Raw genomic sequence first — 16,783 nt, 5'->3', positions numbered from 1 at the left:
GTGGCGCCGCGGGGGGCACATTACCCCCATGAGCGTTGTGGTCATCGGCCAGATCGGGCGCGACCTCGTGTTGCGCACCGACGGGCGGCCCTCGGCGAGGAAGTCCACGACGGTCCTGCAGCGCAACGAGTTGCTCGGTGGCAAGGGCGCCAACCAGGCCGTCGGCCTGGTCCAGCTGGGGGTGCCGGTCGCGCTCATCGGCGTGGTGGGCACCGATATCGCGGGCGATGTCGTGCTGCGGCAGGCACAGGACGACGGCATCGACACCGCGGGGATCGCGCGTCGCGGCACGACCGCGCTGCTGATCGATCTGGTCTCACCGGACCGCATGCTGATCGAGGACGTGCCCGACAGCTCGCTGGTGCAGGTGGCCGACCTCGACCGGTCGGCATCCCTGCTCCACGACGCCGACACGGTCTCGATTCAGCTGCAGCAGCCTCCTGACACCGCGCTGGCCGCGGCGCGCAGGGCGCGCGGGCGGGGCCAGCGGGTGGTCGCCGACGGGGTGCCGGCCGAAGGCGTTCGCGCCGAGCTCCTGGCGTCGGTCGACGTGCTGCGGGCCGACTCCACCGAGGCCGCGCTGATCGCAGGAGAGGAGATCCGTACGGTGGACCAGGCGGAGGCGTTGGGCCGCGAATTGTTGGGCTGCGGGCCGGAATTGGTGGCGCTGGCCGTCCCGGACGTCGGCGATCTGGTGTTGTGGAAGGACGGCAGCGAGCTGTTCGAATTCTCCGACGTCGAGGTCGTCGACCCGACCGGCGCCGGCGACGCGTTCGTGGCCGGACTGATCGCCGCGTTGCGCGACGGGGCCGACCCGCGGCAGGCCGGTAGCCGTGCCGCGGCGGCCGCCGGTGCCACGGTGCAGCGCCTCGGCGGGCGACCGGACCTCGGCAGACTCAGCTGAGCGCGGGAAGCACCTTGTCGGTGAGCAGCTGCACCGACTTCCACGCCTCGTCGACGGGCATGCCGCCGACCAGGGGGTGCATGACGAGCGGCCCGTACTGGTCCGTGTCGCGGATCTCGGCGATGAGTTGCTCAGGTGTCAGGAACCGGTATCGTCCCGACGCCTTGACCTCGTCCAGCGTGGCTACCCCGGGCAGGTGCATCAGCGAACGCTGGTCGGTTGACCATTGCCCGTAAGTGACCGCCTCCCAAAGGATGTGCTCACCGAGTTCGGCCCACGCCCGGTCGGGGTCCTCGTGCAGGAAGATCATTCCGCGGTTGATCGGCCCGGGCATGAGGATGAGCGGTTTGATGCCGGCCTCGGCGCACAGCTCGCGGTAGTAGGCGGCGATGTCGGGCAGGTGGTCGGCCAGGCTCAGCGGCAGCCGGAACCGCGCCGCGCGCCGCGCCGTGGCGCGCACCCCGCCGCCGACGTACAGGGGTGGGTGCGGCCGGGTCCACGTTCCGGTGTCGGTCCAGACCGACAGCATCCGTTCTACGAGGGCGTCCATCAACTGGCCGCGGCGGCCGAAATCGACGCCGAGCGAATCGTATTCGACGGTGCGGTAGCCCAGCCCGATCGTGGTGTGTAACCGGCCGCGGCTCATGTTGTCCACCAGCGCGATGTCTTCGGCGAGCCGGACCGGATTCCACAGCGGCCCCAGCGCGCAGTCCACGCTGGCGATCAGCGTCGTGGTCCGGGCCAGGAACATCGCCGCGGCCATGATCGGGTTGCAGCTCCACCCGTGCCCGGTCGCGTGGTGCTCGTCGACGCTGATCGAGGTGATGCCGTGCGATTCGCCCCACTGCGCCAGTTCGAGCGCGGCGTTGAGGAGTTCGCTTTGCGTACGCGGGTCGCCGTGCGGCGAGGCGAAGTTGAACCGCAGCACCGTCAGCAACATGGACGCTCCGGTCAGCTATCGGACTGCGGCGCGGCGGCCTGTTGCAGGAACGCGGGAAAGTCGGGAAACAGCGCGCGGTCGACGATCTCGATGCGGGTGCCCGACTCGTCGACGTAGTAGGCGAACAGCGCCAGGTCCGGCGGGTTGACGTCGGCGGTGGCTTCGAAGCTGAAGCCGTTGTCCTCCAAGGCTCGAGCGGTCTCAGCGAGGTTGTCGGTGAAGTAGCCGAGGTGGTGGATGGAGTTGCCCGGCGCGGCGGTCCACGGGCTGTCCGGCACCTCCTGGATCAGTTCGAGGTGGGGTGCCTGCAGGGAGTAGACGAATTTGGAGGTGAGTTCGCGGGTCCCGGTCGCGGTGCGGAAGGGCAGCGTATATTCCAGCGGATTGATCCACCGGTAGCCGCCCAGCGCGCTGAGGCGGGCCATCGCGGCGTCGAGGTCAGGCACGATGATGCCGGTGTGGTAGAAGTCCTCGGGGCGCAGGGCGAATCCCATACTCGGTGTCCTTACTTGTCCGCCAGTCGGTTTCGGAGCCAGGCGCTCTCCCAGAAATTGGAGCTCCCGGCCAACAGCGTTTCATGGGCCTTGTGCAGCACTTCGCGCGCCCCCGCGTGCCCGTCGGGGACCAGCTCGGCGAGGTGAATCGCGTGCAGGGGCCGGCCCGCCTCGAGGTGGGCCCGCGCGCGTTCCACCAGCGGGTCGGCGCCGGCCAGCTCCACCACGTCGGCGGCGACGGCGTCGAACCCGACCGGATACAGCTCGGTGGTCGAGCGGTGATGGAACCAGCCCGAGTAGTTCTCCCAGACGGCGCGCACATCCCAGTCGACCTTGCCGTAGCCCTGGCCCACTTCGTATTCCGGCGGCAGGGTGATCTCGCGCATCAAAGTTCGGACGTCCTTGCCGGCGTTCATCCCCGCCACGGTCTCGTCGTGGATGTACTGGATGGCGTCCCGCAGCCGGGTCAGTTCGGCGTCGATGCGGTCGGCGCCCGCGATCGGATCGAAATGGCCGGTCACCAACAGCTCGGGGCGCAGCGCGCGCACCCGCTCGATCGACGCGATGGCCGTCAGCGCGTCGCGGTAGCGGTCGCCGCGCATGGTGACGAGGTTGGGGATGTGCCCGAATACCGGGCCGAAGGTGTTTCCGCACAGGCAGATTCGCTCGTCGGGCAGCCACACCACCAGCGAGTCGGTGGTTTCCCCGCCCGGCACAGCGATCAGTTCCATCCGCCGGCCGCCGACCTCCAGGCTCAGGGTGTCCTCGAACTCCACGTCGACGGCGGGCACGCTCTGGCCCGCCAGCCGCGTCGTGCCCAGGCGCCGCTGGATGGCTTGGATGCCCGCGCCCAGGGTGTCCCTGAAGGCGAACGCGCTGCGCGCGGCGCGGTACGGGATCAGGCGTTCGTTGTCGTCGCGCCAGGCGGTCCAGTTCGCCTGCGCGACAACCTTTGTGTCGGGGTCGCGCACGCTGTCCAGGCCGCCGACGTGGTCGACGTGGCCCTGGGTGAGGATGATGTAGCGCACCGGCGACGCGTCGACGGCGTCGAAGTTGGCGCGGTGCACCGGTCCCTCGAACCCCATCCCGGTGTTGACGATCACCCGGCCGTCATCGGTGGTCAGCAGGTAGGCGTTCGACAGCCCCGGCGAGCACCACAGCCCCGGGGCCAGCTGTTCGGCCTGCTCGGCGGACGCGGGGCGCATGGCATCGGCGCCCGGCCTGCCGCGATAGACCGGTTCAAAGTCCTGGGTGCCCATCGCTGCTCCTCATTCGGGGCGGACGTCGAATCTATCGAAGTAGAAGCCGAAGCGCCCGCGCAGTTCGTCGGGCGAAATGCCGAAGTGGCGCTGCAGGTCGTAGCGGATGCGGCCGTGTTTGCCGCGCGGGTTGCCGTCCAGGTAGCGCTGGAACCGGTCGCGCACCTTCGGCGTCAGTTCGACGCCGCCGCATTGGTAAAGCCTTTCCAGCAGCGGCATTTCGTTGCCGTCGAGGTGATGGAAACTGATGTCGATGCTACGTTCGGCCGGCACCAGGTCGCGGTCGCGCACGCACGCGGATAGCAGCCGGTGCACCCGTTCGCTCCAGTAATCCAGCAGCCAGCCGGGCTCGATGCTCCTCCGGCGTAACCGGTCCGAGTAAGCCATCATGGTGATCGCCGACTGCACCACCGCGACGGGGTCGCGGTGGGTGAAGGCCACCGTCGCGTCGGGAAACGTCGCCATCAGCGGGCCGAGCTGCTCGCAGTGCTGCGGGCTCTTGAGGACCCAAGTCCGCGGGCCGCGCAGGAAGGTCAGCGCCCGCAACACCTTTTTCAGGTACGCGTAGTGCCGGGTCTGGTCGAGCCCCAGGTAGTAGTCCCGCCAATCGGGCACACGCGCATGCCATTCCAGGACGTAGCCGGCCAGATCGAGGTCGAGGAGTTCGACCTCCTCCTCGATCGCCTCAGGGAACCGGTCGTGCATGGCGGCCACCACCGGGGCGCTGGCCATCAGCGCGTCGTGCTCGGCCTTGGCCCGCGCGTAGCGGGGATCGATCCCGGAGATGTCAGGGCCCTCGCCGGGCGCGGGTATCGGTTCCTGGCTCTCCCAGTAGGGCAGCGCGCGGCGGCGCGGATCGGCGGCGATGAGGTTCACCAGGTGCGTGGTGCCCGACCGCGGCATCCCGACCACGATGAAGGGCTTCTCGATGGGGATCGACTCGATCTCGGGATACCGCTTGACGAGCTCTGTGAGCGACAGGCGGTTGCGCAGCAGGCGAACAATCCGTTGCCGCAGCGACGAGCGGGTGAGCTGGGTGAGCCCTTCGTCGGCTTCGATCGCGGCCACGTGCGCGGTCAACCGGTCGGCGAACCCGTCCGTGTCTTCGAGGTCGGTGGCCCCGCCGGCCTGCTCGACCGCCTCTGCGAGCATCCAGTCGATGTCGAACCCGACGGGCCTCGCCTCGGTGAATTCCAGGATCTGGCGCTGGACATCGGTGAGCCGGGGCGATGTCAGATCGTCGAAGTCGAGGTCGCCCACGTCGGCGGGCTCTACAGGTTGGCCAGGTCGTCGGGGACGTCGACCTTGTGTTCCTGAAGCGTCTCCAAAGGCACCACCTCGAGCGTGCGCTCGTGCGTGGACGCCAGCACCACCGGCGCGGCGCACCCGTCGTGGTGGGCGCGCAGCCAGTTCAGCGCGGTGACACACCAGCGGTCGCCGGGCAGGAGGCCGGGGAACCGGTGCTCGGGGACCGGCGTCAGCAGGTCGTTGCCGATGGACCGCTGGTGTTCCAGGAACTCGGCGGTCATCACCGCGCAGATCGTGTGCCGGCCTAGGTCCTCGGTGCCCGTCGCGCAACAGCCGTCACGGTAGAAGCCGGTGAGTGGTTCGGTGCCGCACGGTTCCAGCGGGCCGCCGAGCACATTGCGATCGGGCACGGGATCAGTATCGTCCTCCCGGGCGCGAAGGGAAGAAGCTTTCTCAACCGCCGGGCATGAAATTTGCCGGCGCCCCTGGCCGGCCCGGTCGGTGGTGGACGGTCCCGCGCCGCGCGGTGTTGACTCCAGCCGATGTCGACACCGAATCCGCCCGACCATCCCGGCGAGCCGCCCCGGGGCTGGCACCCGCCCGGCTACGGGTGGGGCAACCCGCTCCCGCCCGGCTATCCGCCCCCGCCGCCATACCCCAGTTATCCCGGGTATGCGGTCGACCCCTACGCGCCATTCGGGCGCGACCCGGGCACTGGGGTGCCGCTCTCGGATAAGTCCGCGACGACGGCGGGCCTGCTGCAGCTATTCCTGGGCGTGTTCGGTGTCGGCCGCTTCTATGTCGACTCGACGCAGATTGCAATCGCGCAGTTGTGTGTGGGTCTGTTCGGGATGGTTTTCACCGTCTTTTGCCTATTCGGCTTTCCCGTTCTGCTCGGCTCGGCCGTCTGGGCCGTCGTCGACGCGGTCATGATGTTCACCGGCGGCGTGACCGACAATTACGGCCGCAAGCTGCGTTAGTCGTTCGGTCCCCGCCCGGCGGCGCTGCGCGGTAAATTCTGCCTGTGAAAGTTAGCGGCGCCTTTTTGGCGGAAGCGGCCGCGACGGTCGACAACAAATTGAACGTGCAAGGCGGGGTGCTTTCCAAATTCACGGTCGGGCCCGACCGGACGGCCCGGTTTGTCCTCGTGGTGCTGACCCAGCCCGGCGGCGAAGATTCCGAGCGGCGGGTCGACGTGGAGATAAAGCCCCCGACGCTTGACGGCGCGCCGCAATATAAATGGTTCGAAGCGCCCGAAGCCACCCTCGGGGAATTTCCGGGCTTCGCCTTCTTCGAAATCGACGCACGGCTGCCCGAAGACGGCCGCTGGATGATCGACATCACGTGCGGCGAGTCGGCCCTCTCACTGCCCCTTTTGGTGGGTGGCTGGACGCCGCCATCATTTGACATCTGAGCGCGGCCGTTTTCGCCACGCGCACAAGGACTTTAGAGGACCCGGCACGCGGCGCCCGCCGCATCCCAAGGGCCACAACGACACTAAGATAACAGGGCGACGATCACCTCGACCGCCTGCGCGAATGCCGGTAGGTCACAACAGGATAACAATTTCCGTACCGTCGATTAGCTGGCGCGACTCGCTGGCCAAATGCCGGGGACATCGCCTCGCGAAATTTATCGTCAGTTCGTGCACCGTCGAACGGCCCTCAAGCTCCCGTTGTTGCTGGCGGCGGGCACGGCTTTGGCCCACGCGCCCCGCGCGTCCGCGGAACCGGCGCCGCGATCCTCCGGGGAGGTGACCCGGTGGCCGGCCGACCGCGCCAACCGCTGGTATCAGGCGCAGGGTTGGCTCGTCGGCGCCAATTACATTCCGGCCAGCGCCATCAACCAACTCGAGATGTTTCAGGCGGGCACCTACGACCCGCGGCGCATCAACACCGAGCTGGGCTGGGCGCGGGCCTACGGCTTCAACAGCGTGCGGGTCTTTCTCCACGATCAGCTCTGGGCCCAGGACGCGCGGGGCTTTCAAACCCGCCTCGCGCAGTTCGTCGGCATCGCCGCCAACCACGGCATCAAGCCGCTGTTCGTGTTCTTCGACTCCTGTTGGGACCCGCTGCCCAAGCTGGGTCCGCAGCGCGCGCCCCGGCCCGGCGTCCACAACTCGGGCTGGGTGCAGAGCCCCGGCGCCGAACGCCTCGGCGATCCCGGCTACGTGCGCGTCCTGCAGGGCTACGTGACGAGCATCCTGACCCAATTCCGCAGTGACCCCCGGGTTTTGGGATGGGACCTGTGGAACGAGCCCGACAATCCCGCGCGCCAGTATCAAAAGGTGGAGCGCAAGGACAAGCAGGCGCTCGTCGCGGAGCTGCTGCCCCAGGTGTTCCGGTGGGCCCGCGCGGTCGATCCCAGCCAACCGCTCACGAGCGGCGTGTGGCGCGGTGACTGGGGCGAGCCGGCGGGCCGCAGCGCGATCAGCGCGATCCAACTCAACAACTCCGACGTGATCACGTTCCACTCCTACGCCGAACCCGCGGGGTTCGAGTCGCGGATCGCCGAGTTGGCGCCCATCGGGCGGCCGATCCTGTGCACGGAGTACATGGCGCGGCCCCAAGGCAGCACCATCGAGTCGATCCTGCCCGTGGCGAAACGCCACAACGTCGGCGCCTACAACTGGGGCCTGGTCGCCGGAAAGACCCAGACCTACTTCCCTTGGGACTCATGGGATCACCCATACGCAGCGCCCCCGAAGGTGTGGTTTCACGACCTGCTGCAGCCCGACGGGCGGCCCTACCGGGACAGCGAATATCAGGCGGCCCGCGGCCTGACCGGCGGCCAGCCGACCTAACGGCCGTAGAGGCCCAAAGCTTGGGCCGCCGCCGTCGCCACCTCGCCCCGCAGATCCGAGATCGGGGGGCTGCCCCGCACCTGGATCGAGTTCGAGAGCAGGACGACATAGGTATCCGAGCCCGGGTCCATCCAGAGCGAGGTCCCGGTAAACCCCGTGTTGCCGAAGCTGCCGACGGGAAAGGCCACGCCCCGCGGCCTGGAAAAGCCGGTATCGATGTCCCAGCCGAAGCCGAACAAATTCTGTCCGGCGATCGCCGGATAGCTCGGCCCGACCTTAGGTGCCTTTCGAATGGCTTGTCGGGCAGCGTCGTTCGCCGCTTCGAGTTGTTGGGGCGAATGCCCGGGCTGCTGCGGAGTCGTCATCAGCTCGAGGGTCGCTTGCTGCAGCGGAAAACTACTCGGGCGGCCCGCAAGCCGATCCAGCAGGGCCTGGGCGTAGCCGGCGACATCGCGTGCGGTCGAGAATACCCCGGCGTTTCCGGCCACTCCCCCCATCCGTCGCGCCGTCGGGTCGTGCACGGTGCCGCGCAGCAGACGACCGAAATCGGGGTTCGTGCTCGGGTCGGCCCTGCCTTCCTCGTCCCGTGCGGTCGGTGCGACGCGCGCCAAGATGTCGGTGTGCCATGAGTCCGGCGGGCAGGCGACCGGAACCTGCGGTGTGGGCGCCCATGCCACGGCGGCGCCGCGAATCGCATGGGGGCCGCACGCTTTCGCGGGCGGCAAGAAATGCGTGTCATCGAGGCCCAGCGGTGCGAACACGTGTTGTCCGACGTAGACGTCTTCTGGCTCACCGCTGATTTTCTCGAGCAGCGCGCCGAGCAGAAGGTAGTTGATGTCGGAGTAGCGGAAGACCTGACCGGGACCCGACTGCAGCGGCGTGGTGAGCGCCCGACGAACGCCCTCCGCCTTGTCCGGTGCGCCCAGCCCCCACGGGTCGGCGAGGCTGACGTCGATCCCTTCTCCGGACGTGTTGGTCAACAGCATCCGGACCGTCACCTTCGCACGCTGAGGATCGTTGTCCGCGTTGAAGTTCGGCAGATACTTCTGCACCGGATCGTCGAACGAAACCCTGCCTTGTTCGTAGAGCTGCATGACGGCCGTCGCGGTAGCGAGGCATTTCGTCAGCGAAGCGAGGTCGAAGATGGTGTCTTCGGTCATCGGCTCCGCCGGCGCGGGCGATCCGTCCAGGCCCGGTTCGCCGGCGAGCTTGCGCGAGCCATAAGCCTGGTGGAAGACGACGTTGCCGGCGTGGCCGATCAGCACCACGGCGCCGGGCAGCCGCTGGGCCGCAACCGCGTCGTTCATCAGCTTGGAGATGTGGGGGAAGTCGGCGCTGGGCGGAAGAGGCGGCCGCGCCTGCGTTGACTGCGTCGGCTGCGCCGGCCGGACCGGCTGGGTGGCGCTGCCGCCGACGGGCGGGTGCGCCGGTGCACAGGCCGCCGAGAAGAAGGTAGCCAGAGTCAGCAGGACGGCCGCGACGGCGACGGGCATAGCGCAAGGGTAGGTCGACCGTCCGGGCTGGGATAGCGTCGAAAGTCGATGTCCCTGAGGTTCCTGCTTGCCGTACTGGCGACCGGTGTCGTGCTGCTGCAGTGCTCGTGCGCGCCGCGGCCCGCCGCGGTTGGAACCCCGGCGCCAGCGACGTTGTCGTCGCCGGCCCGGACGGCGGCCGCGCCGGCGGGAGCGACGGTCGAGCCGGTCAGCGCCGCGGAACTCGGTGCGAGCTGGCGGCCGGGCTGCCCCGTCGAACCCGCGCAGCTTCGCCGCGTCGCCGTCGACCACCTCGGCTTCGACGGCAACCCGCACCGTGGCCAGCTGATCGTGCACGAAGACCTGGTGCCGGAGGTCATTGCGATCTTCGAGCAGCTCTACCGACTGGGCGTTCCGATCGAGAAGATCCGCCCCGCCGACGGCTATCCGGCCGCCGATGACGAGCTATCGATGGAGGACGACAACACCTCGGCGTTCAACTGCCGCCGCCTCCCGGGCAGCTCCGAATGGTCGCCCCACGCCTACGGCCGGGCCGTGGACGTCAATCCGCTTATCAATCCCTGCGTTTACGCCGGCGGCGCCTTCGAACCCCACAACGCGACGGCCTACCTGGATCGCGGCCGCCACGACCCGGGAATGCTGCACCGCGGCGACCCGGCCGTGCGCGTCTTCACCGACCGCGGCTGGCGGTGGGGCGGCGACTGGGCCAATCCCGTCGACTACCAGCACTTCGAGCGCTGACCTGCGTTAACCGCGGGCAATTTTTTGGCGGTGGCGGAGGGATTTGAACCCTCGGACGGTTTTAGCCGTCACACGCTTTCGAGGCGTGCTCCTTAGGCCGCTCGGACACGCCACCGCCAGGCAGCTTACCCAACCGGTGGCCGCTCACCCCAATCGCTGGTTAGGGCACCGAGATTGCCACCATGGTTGTGCTTCGCCGCCGATCACAGCCATCACGGCAATCTCGACGCCACAGGCCGGTCACCCCAATCGCTGGCGGGCGAAGAAGGCCTCCAGTGGCGCGGCGCACTCCGCCGCGAGCACCCCGCCGCGGACTTCCGGGCGATGGTTGAGCCGGCGGTCCCGCACCACGTCCCACAGCGATCCGACGGCACCCGTCTTGGGCTCCCACGCGCCGAATACCAGCCGCGCGACGCGCGCCAGGACGAGGGCGCCGGCGCACATGGTGCACGGCTCGACGGTCACGGCAATGGTCGCGCCCTCCAGCCGCCACCCGTCGCCGAGCACGCCGGCCGCCGCCCGCATGGCCAGGATTTCGGCGTGCGCGGTCGGATCGCCAAGGGCCTCACGGGCATTCACCGCCCGGGCCAGCTCTGTCCCGTCGGCGCCGACGACCACCGCACCGATGGGCACGTCGCGGGGGCCGGCGGTCGCGGCGACCGACAGCGCGGCGCGGATCAGATCTTCGTCGGCGAGGCTCACCGACCGAGGCGGTCGATCACCGCCGACAGCTGCTCGGCGAAGCCCATCTCGCGCGCGATGCGGCCCAACTGCTCGTCGGCATACAGGTCGGACTCGTCGACGATGACGCCCAGCACCGCCTCGGGCAGTCCGACATCCGACAGCAACCCCAGGTCGCCCTCCTCGAAGGGCTCCGCGTCCTCGAGGTCCTCGGGGTCGATGTCGGCGTCCAGGTTGTCGAGCACCTCGGCGGCGATGTCGTAGTCCAGCGCGGCCGTCGCGTCCGAGAGCAGCAGCCGGGTGCCCGACGGCGCGGGTCGCACGATGACGAAGAACTCGTCGTCGACGTCGAGGAGCCCGAACACGGCACCCGAGCTGCGCAGTTCACGCAGCTCCGTCTCGGCGGTGCCGAGGCTCGTCAGCGCCTTGGGGGACATGGCGTAGCAGCGCCATTTGCCCTCTTCTCGCACCACCGCGACGCCGAAGCCGTCCGGCGTGTCCGCGGACGGGCCTTGCGCTGGCGCCCGCTGTGCTCCCATGGGCGCCTACGCTAGTCGCTGACCTGGCCTCTTGACCAGACGAACCCGCGAGCGACGGGGCACCTGACGGCGCCGCCGAGCCGAGACTGTGCCAACCTTGAACTGTGGCTCGTCCCGTTTCCCAAACACCCGTTTGCGTGCTCGGACTGGGCCTTATCGGGGGCTCGATCATGCGGGCCGCCAAGGCGGCCGGCCGCGAGGTGTTCGGCTACAACCGGTCGGTGGAGGGCGCGCATGCGGCCACCGCCGACGGCTTCGACGCCAGCATCGATCTCACCCAGACCCTGACCCGCGCGGCCGACACCGGCGCGCTGATCGTCCTGGCCGTGCCGATGCCGGCGCTGGCGGGGATGCTCGCCCACGTCACCGAGCTGGCCCCCGACTGCCCGCTGACCGACGTCACCAGCGTCAAAAGCGCGGTGCTCGACGAGGTCACCTCCGCCGGCCTGCTGGAACGCTTCGTCGGCGGTCACCCGATGACGGGCACGGCGGACTCGGGTTGGGCCGCCGGCTACGCCGGGCTGTTCACCCGGGCCCCCTGGGTGGTCAGCGTGGACGACCACGTGGACCCCGCGGTGTGGTCGATGGTGATGACGCTGGCGCTGGAGTGTGGCGCGCTGGTGGTGCCGGCCAAATCCGACGAGCACGACGCCGCCGCGGCCGCCATCTCCCACCTGCCGCACCTGCTCGCCGAGGCGCTGGCCGTCACGGCCGCGGAGGTGCCGCTGGCCTTCGCGCTGGCCGCGGGGTCGTTCCGCGACGGCACCCGGGTCGCCGGCACCGCCCCCGACCTGGTGCGCGCGATGTGCGAGGGCAACGCCGGGCAGTTGCTGCCGGCCGTCGACCGGGTCGTCGAGTTGCTCGGCCGCGCCCGCGACTCGCTGGCCTCCCACAACTCGGTGGCCGAGCTCGTCGACGCGGGCCACGCGGCGCGGACGCGCTACGACAGCTTCCCGCGCTCCGACATCTTCACCATCGTGATCGGCGCGCAGAACTGGCGCGAGGAGCTGGCCGCGGCTGGCCGCGCCGGCGGGGTGATCAGATCCGCTCTGCCAACCCTGGATAGTCCACGATGAACCCGTCCTCGTCGACGCTGACGGTGGTGTCGGCGACGGGCGAGCGCAGCTTGATGCCGTCGAGGCGGCCCTCGCTGGTGTAGCTCACCGTGGCCGCGGTGATCGCCATGTCGGGCACGTTCACGTAGACCACCGGCAACGTCACCATGTCCGCCCGCTCGTGTAGACCGAGGCGCCGGATCGGCAGCGCGTTGAAGAACGGGCTGAACACCACGTCGACGTCGAGCGCGCCGTTGTACCCGGCGCGCCGCTCGCCCTGGTGGTCGGTGACCAGCCACATGTTTTCCTCGTCGCGGGCGATGGACAGTACGCGCTCGCGCTCGGCGAGCGTCACGGTCAGCCCGAGCCGCTTGGTGGCGCCGGTCTCGTCGGTCTGCACGTCGTAGTAGGCGCCGAACGCCGGGTGGGTGTCGGTGGCCGCGGCCACGATGCGTCCGTTGGCCCTGATCCGCTTGCCGGACAACTGGATTCGTACGGACTCCATGCGGGACACGTCGGGCGCGCGCCAGGTCAGCATCGCCTGCCACACGCGCCGGCTGGGATCAGAGGGGGCTGCGTTCACGTATCTACCGTAAGACGTGGCCGTCGGTGGCGGTGGGGTTGTCCGGAAGTGCGGTGGGCGTCACGCGGCCGCGCCGCCCGGTGAACCCCCACAACGGGCCGCGGGATCGGCCCCGCAATCGCCCGGTGCCGGGTGCCGACGCCCACACGGCCAGCGCCAGCAGGCCGTCGAGGATCAGCGCCAGCGCGGCCACCATCAGCGCACCGACCAGCGCGAGCTGGAACTGGCGCTCCTTGATCCCGTCGATCAGGTAGCGGCCCAGCCCGCCGAGGCTCGCATAGGCGGCCACCGTCGCGGTGGCGACCACCTGCAGGGTCGCGCTGCGCAGGCCGCCCAGCATCAGCGGGAGCGCGTTGGGCACCTCGGCGCGCAGCAGCACCTGGGCCTCCGTCATGCCCATGGCGCGCGCGGCGTCGACGACCGTGGGCTCGACGTTGGCGATGCCCGCATAGGTGCCGGCCAGCAGCGACGGCACACCCAGCAACATCAGCGCGACCAGCGGCGGCCCTACCCCGAGCCCGAACAGCAGCACCCCCAGCAGCAGCACGCCCAGCGTCGGCAGGGCGCGCAGCCCGTTGACCGCGCCGACCACCAGCAGCGCGCCGCGACCGGTGTGCCCGATCACCAGCCCGACGGGGACCGCGATCAGCGCCGACGCCCCCACCGCGACGGCGGTGTACTCCAGGTGTTCGAGGACGCGCGCGGCCAGCCCGACCGGGCCGGCCCAGTTGTCCGCGGTCAGCAGGTAGGACAGCGCCTGTTGGACGAAGTTCATCGCGCGCCCCCGACGACGGGAGCCACCACCGCGCGGCGCGCGGTGCCGCGCCCGGCGCGCTCCCAGGGCGTGGCCAGCCGCCCGGCCAGCACGATGAGCGCGTCGATGAGCACCGCAAGCACGAACAGCGCGACGATGCCGGCGACGATCTGGTCGCTCTTGTCGGTCTGGTAGCCCTCGGTGAACCAGGTGCCCAGGCCGCCGATGCCGATTACCGACCCCACCGAGACCATCGCGATGTTGGTCACCACCACCACGCGCAATCCGGCGATCAGCACCGGGATGGACAGCGGCAGTTCGACTTTCAGCATCCGTTTGAGCGCCGGGTAGCCGATCGCGGTGGCGGCGTCGCGCACCTGGGCGGGCACCGCGTCGAGCGCCTCGAGCACGGCCCGCACCAGCAGCGCGGCGGTGTACGCCGTCAGCGCGACGATGACGTTGGCCTCGTCGAGGATCCGGGTCCCGATGATCATCGGCAACACCACGAACAGCGCCAGCGACGGGACGGTGAAGACCACGCTGGCGGTCGCCGTCGTCAGCCGCCGCGCGACCGGGACGCGCTGCACCAGCACGCCCAGCGGCACCGAGATCGCCAGCCCGATCAGCACCGGCACCAGCGACAGCCGCAGATGGATCACGGTCAGCGCCCAGGCGTCGTCGAGGTGGGTCAGCAGGTAGTGCATGGTCAACTCCGCCGTCGGGCTTCCACCTCGGCCAGCACGTCTTCGGCCAGCACGCCGCCGATGACCTTGCCGCCATCGTCGACCGCGACGCCCACCCCCGACGGCGACGACAGCGCCGCGTCGAGCGCGTGGCTGAGGTTGCCGTCCGGGTGAAACAGCGAGCCGACGCCGCTCATGGCGTCGGACAGCGATGCCCCGGCGCGGTAGCGGCGCAGGCCGTCGGCGTCGATCCATCCCAGCGGGGCGCCGGCGTCGTCAACCACGAGCGCCCAGCCGTCCGGGAAACCGGTGTCGGGCAGGGCGTCCCGCGCGATCCGCTCGACGTCGTGGCGCGGCAGCCCCGCGGCGTCCATGAGTTGCAGCCATCGATAGCCGCGTCCCAGACCGATGAACCGGGCCACGAAGTCGTTGGCCGGGCGCGACAGCAACCGCGCGGGTTCGTCGTACTGCTGCAGCACGCCGCCGCGGAACACCGCCACCCGGTCGGCGAGCTTGAGCGCCTCGTCGATGTCGTGCGTGACGAAGACGGTGGTCTTGTGCAATTCGCTTTGCAGACGCAGGATTTCGTTCTGCAGCTCGACACGCACCACCGGGTCGACTGCGGAGAAGGGCTCGTCCATCAACAGGATCGGCGGGTCGGCGGCCAGCGCGCGCGCCACGCCGACGCGTTGTTGTTCGCCGCCGGAGAGCTGGGCCGGGTAGCGGGTGGCGATCCTGGCGTCCAGCCCGACGCGTTCGAGCACGGCGTAGGCGGCCCTGCGGGCGGCCCGGCGGGACTGCCCCTTCAGCACCGGAACCGTTGCGACGTTGTCGATCACGCGTTGGTGCGGCATCAGCCCGGCGTGTTGGATGACATAGCCGATCCCCAGGCGCAGCCGCACCGGGTTGACGCCCGCCACGTCGGCACCGTCGACGGTGATGGTGCCCGAGGTGGGCTCGATCATCCGGTTGATCATCCGCAGCGCCGTGGTCTTGCCGCTGCCCGAGGACCCGACGAACACCGTCAACTCCCCGTTGGGAACCGTCAGGCTCAGCCGGTCCACCGCGGCGGTGCCGTCGGCAAATACCTTGCTGACATTGTCGAAGACGATCAACGCGGTTGGCCGATCGGGTGGTTGAAGCCGTTGTCGCGCACCCAGTTTCGTGCGGCCTCGTCGGGATCGATGCCGGAGTTGCCCGACACCGCGGCGTTGAGCGCGGCCAGGCCGGCCGTCGTCAGCTTAGCCGACACGGCGTCCAGCACGTCCTTGAGCCGGTCGGACTTCTTCTGCGAATTCACCAGCGGCACAATGTTTCCGGCCAAGAAGTTGTGCTCCGGGTCCTCGAGCGCCACCAGATGATTCTGCGGGATTGCCGGCGAGGTGCTGAAGACGTTGGCGGCCGTCACCCTGCCCTCGACCAGCGCGCGCACCGTCACCGCCCCGCCGCCGTCGTTGATGACGATGAAGTTGCCCGGGCTGATGGTGAGCCCGTACTTCTGCCGCAGGCCCGGCAGCCCCGACGGGCGGTTCTCGAACGCCGAGGGTGCCCCGAATCGCACGTCCGGCGAGTGCGCCGCCAGGTCGGCGATGGTTTTCAGGTTCCAGTCGTTGGCGACGTTGCTGGTGACGGTGACGGTGTCGGTGTCGGAAGCCGGCGACGGCGTCAGGATCGACAGGTCACCGGGCAGCTTCTTGTACAGCTCGAGCTCGACCGCGTCGAGCATGGTCACCGTGGCGTCGGGCGCGAAGTACAGCAGCAGGTTACCGATGTACTCGGGCACCAGGTCGATGGAATGATCTTTGAGCGCAGGGATATACGTCTCCCTGCTGCCGACTCCCATCCGACGTCCGACTTCGAAGCCGTTGGCCTGCAACGCTTGTGCGTAGATTTCGGCGACGATCTCCGATTCGGGGAAGTCGCCGGAACCCACGACGATGGATTTGGGGCTGCGGGTCTCCGCGCCCAGCGGATCGGCGTTGCTGCAGGACACGACCAGACATAGCGTCGCCAGCCACACGGCCACGTGGACGGTCGCGCGATGCACGCGCGGCAGCATCCTCATACCGCCGACACTAACGGCACAACGGCCGCCGCGCCGAGGTCGGCGCGGCAGGTCGGCGGTGGCGTTTTGGCCGGAATTGTTTCAATCTGCGCTGGATGGGTCAAAGATGACACTATGAGCGGCCAATCCCCTGCCTCGCCCGACCCGCATCCCCCCGCTTCCCGTGCCGGCGCGACACCCAAGGACCCCGCCGTCGGGTTCACCCGCGCCGGCGCCCTGTGGACTTCACTGATCGCCGGCTTCCTGATCCTGATCCTGTTGCTGATCTTCATCGCTCAGAACACGGATTCGGCGCGGTTTGCGTTCCTCGGCTGGCACTGGACGCTGCCGCTGGGCGTGGCGATCCTGCTGTCGGCGGTGGTCGGCGGCTTGATCACCGTGGCGGCGGGCACCGCGCGGATCCTGCAGCTACGCCGGGCCGCGAAGAAGACTCACACGGCGGTTCCACGCTAAGGACTTGCGCGGGTTTGGGTGTGAATCCTGGGCTTCGGGTGTGCATCCTGGGCGCAAAAGTCGCCGGATCACCGCCACTGGCTCACAA

General features: G+C 69.4%; 20 protein-coding genes and 1 tRNA gene. 7 read left to right on the top strand and 14 right to left on the bottom strand.

All coding sequences use genetic code 11. The features are described 5' to 3' along the window. Positions 1-28 precede the first annotated feature (28 nt). The gene (locus AC5Y4Z_RS06985) at positions 29-904 is read left to right on the top strand and encodes a PfkB family carbohydrate kinase (RefSeq protein WP_499962003.1); all 876 of its coding nucleotides are present in this window, start codon (positions 29-31) and stop codon (positions 902-904) included. On the opposite strand, the gene AC5Y4Z_RS06980 is transcribed toward AC5Y4Z_RS06985, so the two are convergent. From AC5Y4Z_RS06980 to AC5Y4Z_RS06960, 5 genes are read right to left on the bottom strand one after another with little or no spacing between them, the layout of a single operon-like run. Then, on the bottom strand, positions 897-1,844 hold the full coding sequence (locus tag AC5Y4Z_RS06980) for an LLM class flavin-dependent oxidoreductase (protein WP_499962001.1): 948 nt from the start codon (positions 1,842-1,844) through the stop codon (positions 897-899). The two genes, AC5Y4Z_RS06985 and AC5Y4Z_RS06980, sit on opposite strands and share 8 nt — an antisense overlap. Before the next feature lie 11 nt (positions 1,845-1,855). Further along, positions 1,856-2,338 (bottom strand): VOC family protein, encoded by a 483-nt coding sequence (locus tag AC5Y4Z_RS06975; protein WP_499961998.1) that lies wholly within the window; start codon positions 2,336-2,338, stop codon positions 1,856-1,858. Positions 2,339-2,349: 11 nt separating this feature from the next. Further along, positions 2,350-3,597, bottom strand: coding sequence for an MBL fold metallo-hydrolase (locus AC5Y4Z_RS06970; protein ID WP_499961996.1), 1,248 nt, complete (start codon positions 3,595-3,597; stop codon positions 2,350-2,352). A gap of 9 nt (positions 3,598-3,606) precedes the next feature. Then, positions 3,607-4,857, bottom strand: a complete 1,251-nt coding sequence (locus tag AC5Y4Z_RS06965) for a sulfotransferase family protein (RefSeq protein WP_499961994.1) — start codon at positions 4,855-4,857, stop codon at positions 3,607-3,609. A gap of 11 nt (positions 4,858-4,868) precedes the next feature. After that, a complete protein-coding gene (locus AC5Y4Z_RS06960; RefSeq protein WP_499961992.1) occupies positions 4,869-5,255 on the bottom strand; it encodes a DUF2237 family protein in 387 nt (128 codons plus the stop codon). Positions 5,256-5,387: 132 nt separating this feature from the next. Here AC5Y4Z_RS06960 and AC5Y4Z_RS06955 point away from each other — a divergent pair, with 132 nt between their 5' ends. The 3 genes from AC5Y4Z_RS06955 to AC5Y4Z_RS06945 all read left to right on the top strand — a co-directional run bounded on the left by AC5Y4Z_RS06955 (position 5,388) and on the right by AC5Y4Z_RS06945 (position 7,648). Then, positions 5,388-5,825, top strand: coding sequence for a TM2 domain-containing protein (locus AC5Y4Z_RS06955; RefSeq protein ID WP_499961990.1), 438 nt, complete (start codon positions 5,388-5,390; stop codon positions 5,823-5,825). 44 nt (positions 5,826-5,869) lie between these two features. Then, entirely contained in the window at positions 5,870-6,259 is a 390-nt protein-coding gene (locus AC5Y4Z_RS06950; protein ID WP_499961987.1) for a hypothetical protein, read from the top strand. A 231-nt stretch (positions 6,260-6,490) separates the two neighbouring features. Further along, positions 6,491-7,648, top strand: a complete 1,158-nt coding sequence (locus AC5Y4Z_RS06945; protein ID WP_499961984.1) for a glycoside hydrolase 5 family protein — start codon at positions 6,491-6,493, stop codon at positions 7,646-7,648. Here the strand turns inward: AC5Y4Z_RS06945 and AC5Y4Z_RS06940 are convergent. Next, positions 7,645-9,141, bottom strand: coding sequence for a serine hydrolase domain-containing protein (locus AC5Y4Z_RS06940; RefSeq protein WP_499961982.1), 1,497 nt, complete (start codon positions 9,139-9,141; stop codon positions 7,645-7,647). The two genes, AC5Y4Z_RS06945 and AC5Y4Z_RS06940, sit on opposite strands and share 4 nt — an antisense overlap. Before the next feature lie 48 nt (positions 9,142-9,189). Here AC5Y4Z_RS06940 and AC5Y4Z_RS06935 point away from each other — a divergent pair, with 48 nt between their 5' ends. Further along, positions 9,190-9,882, top strand: coding sequence for a M15 family metallopeptidase (locus tag AC5Y4Z_RS06935; protein WP_499961980.1), 693 nt, complete (start codon positions 9,190-9,192; stop codon positions 9,880-9,882). A 25-nt stretch (positions 9,883-9,907) separates the two neighbouring features. Here AC5Y4Z_RS06935 and AC5Y4Z_RS06930 read toward each other — a convergent pair. The 3 genes from AC5Y4Z_RS06930 to AC5Y4Z_RS06920 all read right to left on the bottom strand — a co-directional run bounded on the left by AC5Y4Z_RS06930 (position 9,908) and on the right by AC5Y4Z_RS06920 (position 11,102). Continuing rightward, positions 9,908-9,997: transfer RNA gene (locus tag AC5Y4Z_RS06930), tRNA-Ser, on the bottom strand. Positions 9,998-10,122: 125 nt separating this feature from the next. Next, positions 10,123-10,584 (bottom strand): nucleoside deaminase, encoded by a 462-nt coding sequence (locus AC5Y4Z_RS06925; protein WP_499961978.1) that lies wholly within the window; start codon positions 10,582-10,584, stop codon positions 10,123-10,125. Further along, a complete protein-coding gene (locus AC5Y4Z_RS06920; protein ID WP_499961976.1) occupies positions 10,581-11,102 on the bottom strand; it encodes a tRNA adenosine deaminase-associated protein in 522 nt (173 codons plus the stop codon). Before AC5Y4Z_RS06920 ends, AC5Y4Z_RS06925 begins: the two co-directional genes overlap by 4 nt. Before the next feature lie 137 nt (positions 11,103-11,239). Here AC5Y4Z_RS06920 and AC5Y4Z_RS06915 point away from each other — a divergent pair, with 137 nt between their 5' ends. Next, a complete protein-coding gene (locus AC5Y4Z_RS06915; protein WP_499961974.1) occupies positions 11,240-12,178 on the top strand; it encodes a prephenate dehydrogenase in 939 nt (312 codons plus the stop codon). Here the strand turns inward: AC5Y4Z_RS06915 and AC5Y4Z_RS06910 are convergent. Genes AC5Y4Z_RS06910 through AC5Y4Z_RS06890 form a run of 5 tightly spaced genes read right to left on the bottom strand, consistent with a single transcriptional unit; the run spans position 12,141 to position 16,242 of the window. Next, positions 12,141-12,740 (bottom strand): putative glycolipid-binding domain-containing protein, encoded by a 600-nt coding sequence (locus tag AC5Y4Z_RS06910; RefSeq protein WP_499961972.1) that lies wholly within the window; start codon positions 12,738-12,740, stop codon positions 12,141-12,143. The two genes, AC5Y4Z_RS06915 and AC5Y4Z_RS06910, sit on opposite strands and share 38 nt — an antisense overlap. A gap of 4 nt (positions 12,741-12,744) precedes the next feature. Then, positions 12,745-13,515 (bottom strand): ABC transporter permease, encoded by a 771-nt coding sequence (locus AC5Y4Z_RS06905; RefSeq protein WP_499961970.1) that lies wholly within the window; start codon positions 13,513-13,515, stop codon positions 12,745-12,747. Then, positions 13,512-14,198, bottom strand: coding sequence for an ABC transporter permease (locus AC5Y4Z_RS06900; RefSeq protein ID WP_499961968.1), 687 nt, complete (start codon positions 14,196-14,198; stop codon positions 13,512-13,514). Before AC5Y4Z_RS06900 ends, AC5Y4Z_RS06905 begins: the two co-directional genes overlap by 4 nt. 2 nt (positions 14,199-14,200) lie before the next feature. Then, positions 14,201-15,292 carry an ABC transporter ATP-binding protein gene (locus AC5Y4Z_RS06895; protein WP_499961966.1) on the bottom strand — a complete coding sequence of 364 codons (1,092 nt, stop codon included), beginning with the start codon at positions 15,290-15,292 and terminating at the stop codon, positions 14,201-14,203. Beyond that, on the bottom strand, positions 15,289-16,242 hold the full coding sequence (locus tag AC5Y4Z_RS06890; RefSeq protein WP_499961963.1) for an ABC transporter substrate-binding protein: 954 nt from the start codon (positions 16,240-16,242) through the stop codon (positions 15,289-15,291). Before AC5Y4Z_RS06890 ends, AC5Y4Z_RS06895 begins: the two co-directional genes overlap by 4 nt. 114 nt (positions 16,243-16,356) lie before the next feature. On the opposite strand from AC5Y4Z_RS06890, the gene AC5Y4Z_RS06885 reads away from it, so the two are divergent. Next, entirely contained in the window at positions 16,357-16,695 is a 339-nt protein-coding gene (locus tag AC5Y4Z_RS06885; protein ID WP_499961961.1) for a LapA family protein, read from the top strand. Positions 16,696-16,783 lie beyond the last annotated feature (88 nt).

This window comes from Mycobacterium sp. NGS63 (genome assembly GCF_059812295.1).
Note: the sequence above shows the minus strand (reverse complement) of the source record. Positions and strands in the feature narration are given on the sequence as shown.

What these genes read in the sequence shown, in the direction of transcription:
- AC5Y4Z_RS06985 (WP_499962003.1), top strand. Translation starts at nt 29, where the DNA reads ATGAGCGTTGTGGTCATCGGCCAGATCGGGCGCGACCTCGTGTTGCGC.
- AC5Y4Z_RS06935 (WP_499961980.1), top strand. Translation starts at nt 9,190, where the DNA reads ATGTCCCTGAGGTTCCTGCTTGCCGTACTGGCGACCGGTGTCGTGCTG.
- AC5Y4Z_RS06940 (WP_499961982.1), bottom strand. Translation starts at nt 9,141, where the DNA reads ATGCCCGTCGCCGTCGCGGCCGTCCTGCTGACTCTGGCTACCTTCTTC.
- AC5Y4Z_RS06955 (WP_499961990.1), top strand. Translation starts at nt 5,388, where the DNA reads ATGTCGACACCGAATCCGCCCGACCATCCCGGCGAGCCGCCCCGGGGC.
- AC5Y4Z_RS06890 (WP_499961963.1), bottom strand. Translation starts at nt 16,242, where the DNA reads ATGAGGATGCTGCCGCGCGTGCATCGCGCGACCGTCCACGTGGCCGTG.
- AC5Y4Z_RS06920 (WP_499961976.1), bottom strand. Translation starts at nt 11,102, where the DNA reads ATGGGAGCACAGCGGGCGCCAGCGCAAGGCCCGTCCGCGGACACGCCG.
- AC5Y4Z_RS06900 (WP_499961968.1), bottom strand. Translation starts at nt 14,198, where the DNA reads ATGCACTACCTGCTGACCCACCTCGACGACGCCTGGGCGCTGACCGTG.
- AC5Y4Z_RS06905 (WP_499961970.1), bottom strand. Translation starts at nt 13,515, where the DNA reads ATGAACTTCGTCCAACAGGCGCTGTCCTACCTGCTGACCGCGGACAAC.
- AC5Y4Z_RS06980 (WP_499962001.1), bottom strand. Translation starts at nt 1,844, where the DNA reads ATGTTGCTGACGGTGCTGCGGTTCAACTTCGCCTCGCCGCACGGCGAC.
- AC5Y4Z_RS06885 (WP_499961961.1), top strand. Translation starts at nt 16,357, where the DNA reads ATGAGCGGCCAATCCCCTGCCTCGCCCGACCCGCATCCCCCCGCTTCC.
- AC5Y4Z_RS06975 (WP_499961998.1), bottom strand. Translation starts at nt 2,338, where the DNA reads ATGGGATTCGCCCTGCGCCCCGAGGACTTCTACCACACCGGCATCATC.
- AC5Y4Z_RS06970 (WP_499961996.1), bottom strand. Translation starts at nt 3,597, where the DNA reads ATGGGCACCCAGGACTTTGAACCGGTCTATCGCGGCAGGCCGGGCGCC.